The sequence below is a fragment of the Janthinobacterium sp. GW822-FHT07A03 genome (assembly GCF_058798815.1).
On record NZ_JBXAKW010000001.1, the window covers coordinates 287768 to 301170 of the forward strand.

The 13403-nt window shown below is 65.3% G+C and carries 15 protein-coding genes; 9 read left to right on the top strand and 6 right to left on the bottom strand.

Annotated elements, in window-relative coordinates; translation table 11 throughout:
* Positions 1–2 precede the first annotated feature (2 nt).
* The 4 genes from AC1RJW_RS01285 to AC1RJW_RS01300 all read left to right on the top strand — a co-directional run bounded on the left by AC1RJW_RS01285 (position 3) and on the right by AC1RJW_RS01300 (position 4160).
* Entirely contained in the window at positions 3–2462 is a 2460-nt protein-coding gene (locus tag AC1RJW_RS01285) for a ligase-associated DNA damage response DEXH box helicase (RefSeq protein ID WP_493042822.1), read from the top strand.
* A complete protein-coding gene (gene pdeM / locus AC1RJW_RS01290; RefSeq protein ID WP_493042824.1) occupies positions 2459–3133 on the top strand; it encodes a ligase-associated DNA damage response endonuclease PdeM in 675 nt (224 codons plus the stop codon). Before AC1RJW_RS01285 ends, pdeM begins: the two co-directional genes overlap by 4 nt.
* Positions 3134–3325: 192 nt before the next feature.
* Complete coding sequence (locus tag AC1RJW_RS01295) at positions 3326–3697, top strand: KGG domain-containing protein (protein ID WP_493042826.1); 372 nt, start codon at positions 3326–3328, stop codon at positions 3695–3697.
* A gap of 196 nt (positions 3698–3893) precedes the next feature.
* A complete protein-coding gene (locus AC1RJW_RS01300; RefSeq protein ID WP_493042827.1) occupies positions 3894–4160 on the top strand; it encodes a hypothetical protein in 267 nt (88 codons plus the stop codon).
* Positions 4161–4169: 9 nt separating this feature from the next.
* On the opposite strand, the gene AC1RJW_RS01305 is transcribed toward AC1RJW_RS01300, so the two are convergent.
* Positions 4170–4766: a DUF2239 family protein gene (locus AC1RJW_RS01305; RefSeq protein ID WP_493042828.1), complete on the bottom strand. Its 597-nt coding sequence runs from the start codon at positions 4764–4766 to the stop codon at positions 4170–4172.
* 87 nt (positions 4767–4853) lie between these two features.
* The gene (locus tag AC1RJW_RS01310; RefSeq protein ID WP_493042829.1) at positions 4854–5351 is read right to left on the bottom strand and encodes a pyridoxamine 5'-phosphate oxidase family protein; all 498 of its coding nucleotides are present in this window, start codon (positions 5349–5351) and stop codon (positions 4854–4856) included.
* A 263-nt stretch (positions 5352–5614) separates the two neighbouring features.
* Between AC1RJW_RS01310 and AC1RJW_RS01315 the strand changes: the two genes are divergently transcribed.
* The 5 genes from AC1RJW_RS01315 to AC1RJW_RS01335 are packed head-to-tail and all read left to right on the top strand — an operon-like array spanning position 5615 to position 10085.
* Positions 5615–6268, top strand: a complete 654-nt coding sequence (locus tag AC1RJW_RS01315; RefSeq protein WP_493042831.1) for a PepSY-associated TM helix domain-containing protein — start codon at positions 5615–5617, stop codon at positions 6266–6268.
* Positions 6269–6299: 31 nt separating this feature from the next.
* Complete coding sequence (locus AC1RJW_RS01320) at positions 6300–6815, top strand: DUF2271 domain-containing protein (protein ID WP_436553067.1); 516 nt, start codon at positions 6300–6302, stop codon at positions 6813–6815.
* A 12-nt stretch (positions 6816–6827) separates the two neighbouring features.
* A complete protein-coding gene (locus AC1RJW_RS01325; protein WP_493042834.1) occupies positions 6828–7652 on the top strand; it encodes a DUF4198 domain-containing protein in 825 nt (274 codons plus the stop codon).
* 26 nt (positions 7653–7678) lie between these two features.
* The gene (locus AC1RJW_RS01330) at positions 7679–8707 is read left to right on the top strand and encodes an FAD:protein FMN transferase (protein WP_493042836.1); all 1029 of its coding nucleotides are present in this window, start codon (positions 7679–7681) and stop codon (positions 8705–8707) included.
* 13 nt (positions 8708–8720) lie between these two features.
* On the top strand, positions 8721–10085 hold the full coding sequence (locus tag AC1RJW_RS01335) for a sulfite reductase subunit alpha (RefSeq protein WP_493042838.1): 1365 nt from the start codon (positions 8721–8723) through the stop codon (positions 10083–10085).
* A gap of 59 nt (positions 10086–10144) precedes the next feature.
* Here the strand turns inward: AC1RJW_RS01335 and AC1RJW_RS01340 are convergent, their stop codons facing one another.
* The 4 genes from AC1RJW_RS01340 to AC1RJW_RS01355 form a co-directional block, all read right to left on the bottom strand.
* Entirely contained in the window at positions 10145–11374 is a 1230-nt protein-coding gene (locus AC1RJW_RS01340) for a DUF2325 domain-containing protein (RefSeq protein WP_493042840.1), read from the bottom strand.
* Between the two features lie 48 nt (positions 11375–11422).
* Complete coding sequence (locus tag AC1RJW_RS01345) at positions 11423–11749, bottom strand: hypothetical protein (protein ID WP_493042841.1); 327 nt, start codon at positions 11747–11749, stop codon at positions 11423–11425.
* Between the two features lie 85 nt (positions 11750–11834).
* Positions 11835–12032 (bottom strand): hemin uptake protein HemP, encoded by a 198-nt coding sequence (gene hemP, locus AC1RJW_RS01350; protein ID WP_034750559.1) that lies wholly within the window; start codon positions 12030–12032, stop codon positions 11835–11837.
* Positions 12033–12273: 241 nt separating this feature from the next.
* Entirely contained in the window at positions 12274–13080 is an 807-nt protein-coding gene (locus tag AC1RJW_RS01355) for a Crp/Fnr family transcriptional regulator (protein WP_034750901.1), read from the bottom strand.
* Positions 13081–13403 lie beyond the last annotated feature (323 nt).

Genomic DNA, 13403 nt, shown 5'->3' on the forward strand with positions numbered 1-13403 from the left:
CGATGAGCACGCTGGCGCAGCGCATCGATGCCTGGTTCACGGGGCGCGGATGGACGGTGTTTCCCTTCCAGCGCGCCGTCTGGCGCAGCGCTGCACAGGGACAATCGGGCCTGCTGCATGCGAGCACGGGTTCCGGCAAGACGTATGCCGTCTGGTTCGGCGCCTTGCTGCGCGCCGAGCGCCTGGCGCGCAAGCGCCGCAAGCAGGGCTTGCGCGTGCTGTGGATCACGCCCATGCGGGCGCTGGCGGCCGATACCGTGCGCGCGCTGCAGGCGTCCGGCGAAACGCTGGCGCCCGGCTGGCGCATCGAGGCGCGCACGGGAGATACCAGCGCCGCGCAGCGGGCGCGGCAGGCGAAGGCCTGGCCCGAGGTGCTCGTCACGACGCCGGAAAGCCTGTCCCTGATGCTGAGCCAGGCGGACGCACAGGAACGCTTCAGCCTGCTGGAAACGGTGATCGTCGACGAGTGGCACGAATTGATGGGCAGCAAGCGCGGCGTGCAGGTGCAGCTGGCGCTGGCCCGCCTGCGCCGCTGGCAGGAAAACCTGATGACGTGGGGCCTGTCGGCCACCCTGGGCAACCTGGTGCAGGCGCAGGACGTGCTGCTGGGCGAAGACAATGACGGCGTGCTGGTCGAAGGTAAAGTCAGGAAGCGCATCCTCGTCGACAGTTTGATCCCCGTCAATCCCACGCGCTTTCCCTGGGGCGGCCACCTGGGCATCCAGATGCTGCAACCGCTGATCGCCGAGATCGAGGGCAGCGCCACCACCCTGGTGTTTACCAATACCCGTTCGCAGGCCGAGCTGTGGTACCAGCACCTGCTCGATGCGCGGCCCGACTGGGCGGGCCTGATCGCCCTGCACCACGGTTCGCTGGACCGCGAAGTGCGCGAGTGGGTCGAGCAGCACCTGAAGACGGGCGAGCTGAAAGCCGTCGTGTGCACGTCCAGCCTGGACCTGGGCGTTGATTTCCTGCCCGTCGAACGGGTGCTGCAGGTGGGCAGCGCGAAGGGCATCGCGCGCCTGGTGCAGCGGGCGGGGCGCAGCGGCCACGCGCCGGGGCGCATTTCGCGCGTCACCCTGGTGCCCACCAACAGCCTGGAATTGCTGGAAGCGGCCGCCGCCCGCGCTGCCCTGGCGCAGGGCCACCTGGAGGCGCGGCCCGTACCCGACAAGCCGCTCGACGTGCTGGTGCAGCACCTGGTGACGATTGCGCTGGGCGGCGGTTTCCATGCAGCCCAGTTGTACGGGGAAGTGCGCGCGGCCTGGTCGTACCGCCGCCTGACGCCGGACGAGTGGCAATGGGCGCTCGATTTCGTCGCGCGCGGCGGGCAAAGCCTCACCGTGTACCCGGAATACCGCAGGGTGCTGCCCGACGATGCAGGCGTCTACCGCGTGCCGGACGTGGCGCTGGCGCGGCGCCACCGCATGAGCATCGGCACCATCGTCTCGGAGGCGGCGATCCAGGTCAAGTTCCTCGGCGGGGGGCGGATCGGCAGCATCGAGGAATCGTTCATCGCGCGCCTGAAGCAGGGCGACCATTTTCTGTTTGGCGGGCGCATCCTGGAATTCGTGCGCGTGCACGAGATGACGGCTTACGTGCGGCGCGCTACGGGCAGCCGCGGTGCCGTGCCGCGCTGGCAGGGCGGCAAGATGCCGCTGTCGTCGGAACTGGCGCACGCCGTGCTGGACCAGCTGCAGCTGGCGCAGGAGGGCAAGGCCAGCGGGCCGGAAATGCGCGCGCTGGCGCCCCTGCTGGCCATCCAGCAGAAATGGTCCAGCCTGCCCACGCGCGCCAGCCTGTTGCTGGAAACCTTGTCCAGCCGCGAAGGTCAGCACCTGTTCGTGTATCCGTTCGCGGGCCGCTCCGTGCATCTGGGCCTGGCGTCACTGCTGGCTTACCGCATCGCCCGCGTGCAGCCGGCCACCTTGTCGATCGCCGTCAACGATTACGGCTTCGAATTGCTGGGCGCGGACGATATCGCGTTTGCGCCGCTGTTGACGGCCGCCAGCGGCGCCGATGTGCCCCTGTTCAGCACGGACAACCTGCTGGAAGACGTGCTGGCCAGCCTGAACGCGACGGAACTGTCGCAGCGGCGTTTCCGCGAAATCGCCCGTATCGCCGGCCTCGTCTTCCAGGGCTATCCGGGCCAGCCGAAAAGCGCGCGCCAGCTGCAGGCATCGTCTTCGCTGTTCTTTGAAGTGTTCCGCAAGCATGACGCGGCCAATTTGCTGCTCACGCAGGCGCAGCGCGAAGTGCTGGAGCAGGAACTGGAACTGACGCGCCTGCGCGCCACCCTGCGTGAGCTGCATGGACGCAGTATCTGCCTGCAAGCGCTGGAGCGCGCCTCGCCATTTGCCTTCGGCCTGATGGTCGAGCGCTTCCGCGAACAGCTGACGACGGAAAAACTGTCGGACCGGGTAGCGCGGCTGGTGCTGGCGCTGGAAAAGGCGGCCGCATGAACGGGACCCGGCAAGCGCATTGCGCGGTGGAGCTGGCCGGCGAGCTGGTCTGGCTGCTGGCGCACAAGGCCGTGTACTGGCCGGCGCGCGGCATGCTGATCATTGCCGACATCCATTTCGGCAAGGCGGCCGCCTTCCGCGCGCTGGGCGTGCCCGTGCCGCGCGGCACCACCACGCAAAACCTGCTGGCGCTCGACGCCTTGCTGGCCAGTTACGCCTGCGAGGAAATCGTCTTTCTCGGCGATTTTCTGCACGCGCGCGCCGCCCATGCGGCCGCCACCGTGGCGGCCATGCTGGCCTGGCGCGCGCGCCATCCCGACGTGCGCCTGACGGTGGTGCGCGGCAACCATGACGCGCATGCGGGCGATCCGGCCGCCGCGCTGGGCATCCGCATGGTCGATGAACCGCACCAGGTGGGCAAGCTGTCGTTCTGCCATCACCCGGACACCGTGGCGCCCGGCTATGTGCTGGCGGGCCACGTGCATCCCGTGTTTCACTTGCGCGCAGACCGGGGCGGCCTGCGCCTGCCATGTTTCCTGCTGGGCCGGCAGCGCGCCATCCTGCCCTCGTTTGGCGCCTTTACGGGCGGCCATGCGGTGCGGCCAGGCGCTGGCGAGCGCGTCTACGTGACGGCGGACGCGGCGATTTTTCCACTGCCCGAGAACTGCTGAGTGTCTGGTACTTTTGGTGGAAAACTGAAAGTAACTGCGCCACCGTGGGCGGGACTCATCCTACATGCGCTCTTGCCATCCTCCTATTTCTTGTGCCCCATGCGCGCACTAAGATGACGGTTCCCTTGCCATGCGAGGGGGAAGAATTGCATGGTTTGCACTGTTTCGATTCTATCGATCAAGGAGATCATCATGGCCACATCGAGCGACAATAAACAGCAAGGTAGTAAAACCAGTAGCGGCAGCAGCAGTGGCGGCAGCGGCGGCAGCAAGCAAAGCGATACCAGCAAACGGGGTTTCGCTTCCATGGACCCGGCCCAGCAGCGCGAAATCGCCAGCGAAGGCGGACGTGCCGCGCATGAAAAGGGCACGGCGCATGAATTCACGTCGGAAGAGGCACGCCGCGCAGGCAGCCAAAGCCACAAGAATGATGCCAACCGGCAAAGCGCCGCCACCTCCAGCGGCTCGCGCGACAATGCCAGCATGAACCAGGAGGGCAACCGCGACAGTGGCAACAAGCAAAGCGGCGGTTCCGGTTCCAGCTCCGGGTCGCGCAACAAGTAGGTGAGTAGCAAGTGACCCTGGCCGGCGGGAAGCAGGCACGCCGCTGGCCAGGGCCGTGCCGCTTGGCTGGCTACCGCTGGCTAGCGCAAAATTTTGATGCAATGCAGCAGGCATGGACTATGATGAAATAGCTGCGCCGGCCTCGGCCGACACGCAGTTAATCTGCAATCAACTCGCATTTACGATCAGGGAGAAGATGATGGGCAACTCCACCACGCCGCAACCCGGCAATAGCCAGGGCGGCACGCCGTCCGTGGCAGGCAACAAGCAAAGTACGGCCGATTCTGCCGAGAACTTTGTGCTGGTCGATAGCGAGCAAGGGCTCGATATCGGCGACGATCTGTTTTCCATCGGCGAAGTGCGGCGCGCCGACCGCTTGCCCCATCACCAGTCCGGCTCCGCCGGGCAGAGCCGGCAGAGCGCCGACGATGCGCCCGACACCACGGGCAGTACGGGCGTCTGACCTGGCCGCCTAACTCTCTTCACTCCCGGACCACCCGCGCTGGGCCAGCTGCAAGACGTGTTCGCGCACGTCGGCTGGCCATGCCTGCACGCACGCCAGGAACGCTGGCTGCTTGCCGGCGAACAGGGCGCGGCTGGCTTCCTCGAAGCCTGGCGCATCGCCGGCCAGCGCACTCATGACTTTATACGCCGCTTCACGCGCCTGGCGCTGTTCGTCGTGCGCCTTGTTGCCCCGTTGCGCCTGTTCCACCAGCTTGCGCAAGGCGACGGAAGCGCCGCCCGGCTGCGTCGCCAGCCATTCCCAGTGACGGGGCAGCAAGGTGATTTCGCGCGCCACCACGCCCAGCTTCGGCCGGCCTGCCGTGCGCGCGGGGGCGGGAGCGTCGTCCTGCGGCGCCGGCGTTGCTGCGCGAGGCAGGCGCTGCAGCACCTCGGCCAGGCTGCCGTGCAGGTTCAGGTCGACCTGGCTGCCGCTGGCATCGTCGAAAATGAGGATCTGTGCATCGGGATCGCGCGTCACCAGTTCCTTCAGTGTTTGCGCCACGGCATGCAATGTGCCGGCGGCCACCTTGTGTGGGCCGGCAAAGGCGGTCAGTTGGGGGTGCATGGCTTGCTCCAGTGAGTCAGTATGCAGGCAATTTTACCCGGGTTAAATTGAAAGTCAATAACACCCGGGTAAAATAGGGCAACCTTGCTACAGATCGACCCGGCCGTGTTCGCCCATGTCTTTCGGCGGTTCGCCCGTGATGGCGGCCTTGGCCATTTCATAGAATTGCATCATCTTGCTGGCGCTGCTATCCCAATACTCGGCCGACTGGATCGTCACCTTGATCAGCGACAGCTTCGGATCGTCGAGTCCGCCCGGGAACCAGGCTTTTACCAGCGGGCTCCACAACTCTTCCGCCTTGGCGCGGTCTTTCAGCAGCTGCGCGTGGCCGCAGACGGATACATACAGGCTGTCGCCCGTGTCGACGAAGCTGACGTTGACTTGCGGGTTGTTCAGCAAATCGCGCGTATAGCTGGCCTCGTCCGAGACAAAGAACCAGATCTGCCCGTCGCTGTCGACCTGCTGCTGCGTCAGCGGCCGGCTGGTGAGGGTGCGCATGTCGTCGCTGGTGGTCAGCATGCCGAATTTGACGTCCTTGATCCTGGCCGCGATGCTGGCCAGTTGTTCGCTGGAATACGCTTGCATGGGTGCTCCCTTGTTGGTTGTCCTGAACAACAAGCATAGGCGAGTGCTGCATGCGGTTCTGTACGGCAGCTTACGTAGCAGCGGTGCTTTGTTTCAAAGCTGTTACAAAACGCTGGCCCGGCGGGGCGCCCCATGTATTGACTTAATAAATGATAATCATTATCATTTGTTTGACTATATAAGCATGCACTCTGATTGAAGGATGGGAATGAAGCACACTGACTTGTCGCGCCACCTGGCCCGCTCCTTGCCGGGAGCGGAGCATGCATAGTGCGGGCGCCGCCGACAAGGCAAGGAACAACGCCAGCCGCGCCGTGTGGCTGAAGAACTTGCATCAATGGCACTGGATCAGCTCGGCACTTTGTTTGCTGGGCATGTTTTTGTTCGCCATTACCGGCATCACCCTGAACCACGCCAGCCAGATCGAGTCGAAACCGTCGATCACGCGCCAAAAGGCGCAGTTGCCGGCACCCCTCGTCACGGAACTGGCCGCCTTTGCCGCCAAGCACGATGGCACCAATGCACCGATGCCGGCCGCCGCCGAAGCCTGGCTCAAGCAGCAATGGTCGCTCAATGCGGGCGGCCGTTCCGCCGAATGGTCGGTCGACGAAGTGTATCTGCCGCTGCCCAAGGCGGGCGGCGACGCCTGGGTGCGCATCGGCCTGGAAGACGGCGCCGCCGAATACGAATTGACGGACCGGGGCTGGGTGTCCTGGCTCAACGATGTGCACAAGGGCCGCAACACGGGCGTGGCCTGGAACTGGTTCATCGACATCTTTGCCGGTGCCTGCATCGTGTTTTGCCTGACGGGGCTATTGATTTTAAAGTTCCACGCGGCCAACCGGCCATTTACCTGGCCGATGGTTGGCCTCGGTATCTTGATACCTTGCGCGATCGCCTTGCTGTTTATTCATTGATCGTTTTTACTTTTCTTTTTACAGGCACACCATGAAATTACGCTACTCCCTGGCGCTTGGCCTTCCCCTGATCGGTACGTCGGCGATGGCGGCCGACCTGGCTCTCAAGCTTGAAATCCCGCAACTGAACGTGGCGGAATACCATCGTCCCTACGTGGCGGCGTGGCTGGAAACGGCCGATCAAAAGGTCGTCGGCAACCTGACGGTGCTGTATGACGTGAAAAAGAAGGACAAGGCCGGCGAAAAATGGCTGAAGGACATGCGCCAGTGGTGGCGCAAGAGCGGCCGCGACCTGGCCATGCCCGTCGACGGCGTCAGCGGCGCCACGCGCGCCCCTGGCGAACATACGCTGACTTTCCCTGGCGCCAAGGCCTTGCTCGACAAGCTGCCGGCCGGCGAATACCAGGTGGTGGTGGAAGCGGCGCGTGAAGCGGGCGGACGCGAACTGGTGCGCGTGCCGTTCCAGTGGCCGCTGAAATCGGCCCAGTCCGTTCCTGGCAAGGGCAAGGAAGAACTCGGCAATGTCGTCGTCCAACTCAAACCTTAAGGCGCCTCTACCATGTTGAAGCAACTGAATAAACCGCTGATCGCCCTGGCGCTGGCCGGCCTGGCCATGAACGCCCACGCCCACCGCGGCTGGATGGTGCCGTCGAGCACGATGGTGGAAAGCAAGGACGCCTGGGTGACGGTGGATGCCGCCGTCTCCGACGGCCTGTTCGAGATCGACCACCAGCCGCTGCGCCTGGACGCGCTGCAAGTGACCGGCCCCGATGGCGCGAAAGTGACGCCGGCCAATACCGTCACGGGCCGTCTGCGCAGCGTGTTTGACGTAAAAATGGAAAAGCCGGGCACGTACAAGGCGGCCATCGTGTCGCAGAACGTCATGGCCAGCTACAAGCAAAATGGCGAACAGAAACGCTTCCGCGGCAACGAAGAGACGTTCAAGAAGGACGTGCCGGCCGATGCGCAAGAGCTGAAAATCACGCGCACGGCCAGCCGCCTGGAAACCTTCTTCAGCAATGGGGAAACCAGCACGGAAGTATTCAAGCCGACGGGCGTGGGCCTGGAATTCGTGCCGGTGACCCATCCGAACGACTTGCGCGCGGGCGAGAAAGCCACGTGGCGCTTCCTGGTCGACGGTAAACCGGCCGCGAACCAGGCCTTCAGCCTGGTGCCGGGCGGCGTGCGCTACCGTGGCGTGCTGGGTGAAATCCGCCAGAGCACCGATGCCAAGGGCGAGATCACGTTCACCGTGCCGGCGGCCGGCATGTATTACCTGAGCAGCACCTGGCCGGCGGCAGCGCCTGCCGTGGCCGGCCAGCCGCCAGCCATGCCCGAACGCCGCATGACCTACGCGGCCACCGTGGAAGTGCTGCCGCAGTAAGCGGCGGCATCGTCACGAGCTCGCCGATGCGCCGGGTCCTGCTGCCGCAGCATATTTCCGATCAGGCCGCGCCGCCCGGCGCCGCGATCCGGGACTTGCGCGGCCTGACCATGGGCACCAGCTGGTCGGTGCGCCTGCTCGAGCCCGCCATGCCGGGACGCGCCGGCAGCGCCGACTTGCAGCAGGGCTTGCAGCAGCAGCTGGACCTTGTCGTGGCGCAAATGAGCCACTGGAGCGAGGAGTCCGACCTGGGCCGCTTCAACCGGGCCGAACCGGGCAGCTGGCACAGCCTGCCCGCCGCCTTTTGCGAGGTGCTGGGCTTTGCCATGCACGTGGCGCAGGCGTCCGGCGGCGCGTACGACCCGTGCGCGGGCGCCCTCGTCAACCTGTGGGGCTTCGGCCCCCGCAATCGCTACGATGAGCCCGGATTTTTGCCGCCGAAAGACGATACGGTGGCCTTGCTGCTGTCGCAACGGCAGCGCCGCCGCCTGGAGCTGGACTTGCCGGCCCGCCGCGCACGCCAGCCGGGCGGCTTGCAGCTCGATTTGTCCGCCGTGGCCAAGGGCCATGGCGTGGACCGCCTGGCCCGCTACCTGGACAGCCAGGGCATTCACCATTACCTGGTCGAAGTGGGCGGCGAGCTGCGCGGCGCCGGCAGCAAGCCCGACGGTCAGCCGTGGTGGGTCATGCTGGAGCAGGTCGATGGCGCTGATAATGCACAGCAACCGGCGGAAATGCTGCTGGCGCTGCACGGCCTCTCCGTGGCGACGTCGGGCGATTACCGGCGTTTCTTCCAGGATGGCACTGCGCGCTTTTCCCATACGATCGATCCGCGCAGCGGCATGCCGATCGCCAATCAACTCGCTTCCGTCACCGTCGTGCATGCCGAATGCATGGCGGCCGACGCCTGGTCGACGGCCCTGACGGTGCTGGGCGTCGAGGCCGGCATGGCGCTGGCCGAGCAGCAGGGCCTGGCCGCGCGCTTCCTGCAGCGCGACGGCCACGGCAACCGCGAATTTCTGAGCAGCCACATGCTGGCCATGCTCGACGAATGAAGATTTATTTCCCATGATTTTTACGCACGATACGACACGGCTGGCCTTGCTGGCCGCCCTGTCCCTCAGTTATGCGGGCGTGTGCCTGGCGCCCTGGCTGCGCGCGCGCGCCAGGCGCCGCGCGTCCGCTGCCGCCAAGGCGGCGCTGGCCGACAGTCCCGCCTGGCTGGTGGCGTATGCAAGCCAGACGGGCAATGCCGAGGAACTGGCCACGCAAACGGCGCAGAGCCTGCAGCTGGCCGGCATCCCCGTGCGCCTGTGCGCGCTGGCCGAACTCACGGCTCTTGATCTGCAACAAGCGGAACGGGCCTTGTTTTTGGTCAGCACCTATGGCGAAGGCGACGCGCCCGACAATGCGGCCGCCTTCATGGGGCGCATGATGACGGGCGAGCTGGCGCTGCCGCAATTGCATTACGCCGTGCTGGCCCTGGGCGACCGCAGCTATGGCCAGTTCTGCGGCTTCGGCCGCGCGCTCGATGCCTGGCTGGCGGGGCAGGGCGCCTCGCGCCTGTTCGAACGCATCGAAGTCGACCGCAGCGCCAGCGCCGCCATCGAGCAATGGTTCCAGCATCTGAGCCACCTGGCCGGCACCAGCGACGCGCCCGACTGGAGCGCGCCCGCCTTCGGCGACTGGCGCCTGGCGCGTCGGCTGTTGCTCAACCCGGGCAGCGCGGGCGGCGCCATCTATCACGTGGAACTGGCGCCCGTGGCCGGCGCTTTGCCCGACTGGCAATCGGGCGACCTGGTGCAGGTGGCGGCGCCGGCCGATTCCACGCAACCGCGCGAATATTCGATCGCCTCGATTCCGCGCGATGGCGGCGTGCACTTGCTGGTGCGCCAGCATGCGCATCCCGACGGCAGCCTGGGCCTGGCCTCGGGCTGGCTCACAGCGCAGGCATCAGTCGGCGACGTGGTGCAGCTGCGCTTGCGCCAGCATAAACGCTTTCGCCTGGAAGACAATGCCCAGCGGCCATTGATTTTGATCGGCAACGGCAGCGGCATCGCCGGCTTGCGCGGGCACCTGAAAAGCCGCGTGCTGGCGGGGCAGCGGCGCAACTGGCTGATCTTTGGCGAGCGCAATGCCGCCCACGATTTTCATTACCGCGAAGAAATTGAAGGCTGGCACGCCAGCGGCGACCTGCCGCGCCTGGATCTGGCGTTTTCGCGCGACCAGGCACAGCGCACCTACGTACAGGACCGCCTGCGCGGCAATGCCGATGAAGTCAAGCTGTGGCTGGCGCAGGGCGCGGCCATCTACATCTGCGGCAGCCTGGCCGGCATGGCGGGCGGCGTCGACCAGGCGCTGCAGGAGATGCTGGGCCGGCCCGCGCTCGATGCGCTGGCGGCCGAAGGGCGCTACCGGCGCGACGTGTATTGACCGACTGCGCATAAAAAAAGGACTGGCCAAGCCAGTCCTTTTTTATTGGGCGAGCCCGCTTACGGCTGGACTGCGGCCAGCGGCGCTGCTTCCATCTCGCCGCTCACTTCCTGCAAGCCGCGCGCCAGGCTGGAGATGCTGGGGTTGTCGATGAAGACGCAGCGCTTGCCCGTGCGCTTGCAATAATCCTTCACGCGCCAGTAGGCGCTGTGGCTGATGCAGCCCGTCTGGCATATCACCAGGTCGGCTGCCGCCAGGCTCGAGTCGAGCAGGTTGGCATTGTCTTCCAGGCCGCCATCGTGGTGGGCGAATTGCGCACCGACCCGCTCGATCAGGGCGCGGTAGGTGGCGACGTTGCCGCTGCGCCCGCCCACGCACAAGACGCTTTGATCGACGAGGCGGATCGGCATTTTCAGCTTGCCGCCCGTCGGCACTTCCAGCTTCGGCGCCGGTGGCGGCACGGCGGCGGCCGGGCGCGGCTGGGCCTGTTTCAATTCCGCGATTTGCTGGCGCAATTCCTTTTCGCGCTCATCCATTTGCGCCAGGCGCTCGACTAGGCGCGTACGCGATTCCAGTGCGGGAATGGCGGCCTGCAATTGCGCCAGCTCAAAGCGCAAGCCGTCGATCACGCTATCCTTGCCGATGGCCTCTGCCCGCGTGCGCAGCAGCACGGCTTCCTGGCGTTCCAGCTCGCCCGTCTTTTCCATCAGTGCGGCCTGGCTGCGCTGCTGCAGCTTGGCCAGTTCCTGCGTCAGGCGCGCGTTTTCTTCCTGCAAGGCCGTAAATTTGCCCATGTCGGCGCGCACGCAGGCGCCGGCCTGGTGCTGGATCATGTGCAGGTCGCGGCACATCTGCTCTTCCAGCTCGGCATCGCAGCGCGGGTGGGTCAGGCCGGCCCAGAAGGCGCCCGACACGTCGCCGTTGGCGACGGCCGTGCGCCACAGTTGCGCTACCTGTTGCGTGGTCTTGGCGCCGCGAAAGCGCAGGATCACGGGGGCGTAGCGGCGTTCGAGTTCCTTTTGCAGCGCTTCGGACAGGCGGTTGCGCGCGCCGCATTCCGTCACGGCGCCCACGTGCACTTCGTAGTCGTCGGCCAGTACGCGCCCGCCCGTCATCTTGCCCACCAGCTTACGCAGGTAGCCCAATGGCAAGCCCACGCCGACCAGCGGACAATGGCAGGTATGCGACAGTTCCCACAGCCGGCGGCGGCGAGACGCGAGCGCGGCCGTTTCCGTGTCGGCGTGGGTGCAATTGCTGATGACGGGCAAGGACTGGTCTTTGTCACACATGGCGATATCCTGTTGGGCGGTGGGGCAGCAGTTGAAGATAAATAGAAATTATTGCGGCAGGGGCGAGGCGGGGCGCCTGGCGCTCAGCATGCGCGCCAGGCGCTCGAGCAGGGTGGCCTTCGGCGGCGCGGGCCGGTGCAGCGCCACGAGGGCAGCCCATTGCTGCGCCAGTTGCTGGCAGGTTGCTTGCAGCACGGGGCCCAGGCCGGGCGAATTCGATAGCACTTGCAGATGGCGTTCGATGACACCGGCCAGTTTCTCGCAGGGACTGCCCGCATGGTAGTGCGACATCAGGTGCAGCACGGCCGATAGCAGCAATTCAGGCTGTTGGCCTTGCGGGGAAGGAAACATCGGGGAAGGTCGGTCGTTCGCCATCAAACACTCCTGTGCGGTGGTTTGGCTGGCTGCGCGCACGTGGCGCGACTGGCTGGCGAGTGTGGTGACTGGCTGCCGTGCTGCTTCAGGCAGTCAGGATCAGCTTGTTCAATTGGGTGACGCGCAGGCGATAGATCTTGCCGCTGTGCTCAATCTCCACTTCGCGGCCCTGCTGCAGCAGCGCTTCGCTGGTGATGCGGCGCGCCGGCTGGGCCATGCTGACGGGAGGACGGACGTGGGCGGTAGCGGCATCCTGGATCAAGGCTGGTTTTGAGCTTTGCATGTTGGGCTTTCTTTATCTCAGTTGAGAATGATTCGTATTTGCATTATTGTTGAATGTGGCCCGAAAAGCAAGGCTTATTTGCGCGGAATCCGCGCTTTTTTGCGATGGGATGGCGGGGTGGAGGATGGTGCTGCGCAAAGGCGGCCGCGGGCGCGGCGCGGCAGCAAAAAAGACCCGGCCAAGGCGGTGCGCGCCTCGGCCGGGTCAAGCCTGTGCCAAGCTGGAAGAAATCGGGATGGTGCTAAATAGTGGCCAGCAATTGCGCCGAGGCGGTGGCGGCCGCGGTGGTGTCGGCCTTGAGCTTGGCGGCGGCCAGCTGCTTGGCGCGCGAGCGCGACGGCGGCAGGCGGCGCAGGGTTTTCAGGGCGTCCGGATCCTTGATGCCGATGGTGCGCTGGTCAACCGAGATCAGGCCGATTTCATTGAAGGCGGACAAAGTGCGGCTGACCGTTTCCAGGGTCAGGCCCAGGTAGCTGCCGATTTCGTGGCGCGTCATGCGCAGGTTGAACAGCTTGCTCGAGTAGCCCATCTGCGCGAAGCGGTCGGCCAGCGAGACGAGGAAGCGCGCCACGCGGGCTTCGGCGCTGAGGGCGCCCAGCATGCCGATCATCGCCTGTTCGCGCACCAGTTCGCGGCTCATCACGCCGTACATGACGTTTTCCAGTTCCAGGTGAACACGTCCCAGCGCCGTCAGCTTCTTGAACGGCAGCAGGATCAGGTCGCAGTCGGACAGGGCCACCGCTTCCGAGGAGTAATGGCGCGAGTGGATGCCGTCGACGCCCAGCATGTCGCCCTTCATGGGGAAGCTGAGTACCTGTTCATTGCCGAATTCGTCGATGAGCACGGTTTTCAGGAAGCCCGAATTGACGATGTACAAAGTGTCGAACGGCTGGCCGATGGTATGCACGCGCTGGCCCGTCTTGAATTGCACGTGCTGGAACAGCAGCTCGTCGGCGGCGATGGTGCAGGCGCTGGAGATATGCAGCAGATCGCATACCTCCTTCAGGTTCGACCATAGCCGCCCCTGGCGCTGGCGCCCTGCTTCCATCGGAGAGGAGGGGGCCAGCGATGGGGCGGCGGCGCGGGTTTCAGGCGTTTGCGTGGACAGCATGTTCATCTCCTGGTGACAGGTAGTTCAGAGTTGAATAACAGGGTGCGCAGGACGGCGGGCAGGGAAGGGGCGGCGCGCGTCCAGGCAGGTAAAGCTCAATTCGCTGACGACTTGCTGTGTGATGAAATAACTTCCCAGCAACTTGATTACTGGTTTCAGTATGCCAACAACCGTGTGCAATTAATATCAGCAGTGGCTGAATATGGGAGTAAGAGCTACGGTAGGCGAGGTAGGATTGTTCCTACAGCGGACGCGCGGGC

Excerpts from the sequence above, each read along its gene's own strand:
- AC1RJW_RS01325 (WP_493042834.1), top strand. The coding sequence starts at position 6,828 with ATGTTGAAGCAACTGAATAAACCGCTGATCGCCCTGGCGCTGGCCGGC.
- AC1RJW_RS01320 (WP_436553067.1), top strand. The coding sequence starts at position 6,300 with ATGAAATTACGCTACTCCCTGGCGCTTGGCCTTCCCCTGATCGGTACG.
- AC1RJW_RS01300 (WP_493042827.1), top strand. The coding sequence starts at position 3,894 with ATGATGGGCAACTCCACCACGCCGCAACCCGGCAATAGCCAGGGCGGC.
- hemP (WP_034750559.1), bottom strand. The coding sequence starts at position 12,032 with ATGCAAAGCTCAAAACCAGCCTTGATCCAGGATGCCGCTACCGCCCAC.
- pdeM (WP_493042824.1), top strand. The coding sequence starts at position 2,459 with ATGAACGGGACCCGGCAAGCGCATTGCGCGGTGGAGCTGGCCGGCGAG.
- AC1RJW_RS01335 (WP_493042838.1), top strand. The coding sequence starts at position 8,721 with ATGATTTTTACGCACGATACGACACGGCTGGCCTTGCTGGCCGCCCTG.
- AC1RJW_RS01285 (WP_493042822.1), top strand. The coding sequence starts at position 3 with ATGAGCACGCTGGCGCAGCGCATCGATGCCTGGTTCACGGGGCGCGGA.
- AC1RJW_RS01305 (WP_493042828.1), bottom strand. The coding sequence starts at position 4,766 with ATGCACCCCCAACTGACCGCCTTTGCCGGCCCACACAAGGTGGCCGCC.
- AC1RJW_RS01355 (WP_034750901.1), bottom strand. The coding sequence starts at position 13,080 with ATGGAAGCAGGGCGCCAGCGCCAGGGGCGGCTATGGTCGAACCTGAAG.
- AC1RJW_RS01315 (WP_493042831.1), top strand. The coding sequence starts at position 5,615 with ATGCATAGTGCGGGCGCCGCCGACAAGGCAAGGAACAACGCCAGCCGC.
- AC1RJW_RS01295 (WP_493042826.1), top strand. The coding sequence starts at position 3,326 with ATGGCCACATCGAGCGACAATAAACAGCAAGGTAGTAAAACCAGTAGC.
- AC1RJW_RS01330 (WP_493042836.1), top strand. The coding sequence starts at position 7,679 with ATGCGCCGGGTCCTGCTGCCGCAGCATATTTCCGATCAGGCCGCGCCG.
- AC1RJW_RS01345 (WP_493042841.1), bottom strand. The coding sequence starts at position 11,749 with ATGGCGAACGACCGACCTTCCCCGATGTTTCCTTCCCCGCAAGGCCAA.
- AC1RJW_RS01310 (WP_493042829.1), bottom strand. The coding sequence starts at position 5,351 with ATGCAAGCGTATTCCAGCGAACAACTGGCCAGCATCGCGGCCAGGATC.
- AC1RJW_RS01340 (WP_493042840.1), bottom strand. The coding sequence starts at position 11,374 with ATGTGTGACAAAGACCAGTCCTTGCCCGTCATCAGCAATTGCACCCAC.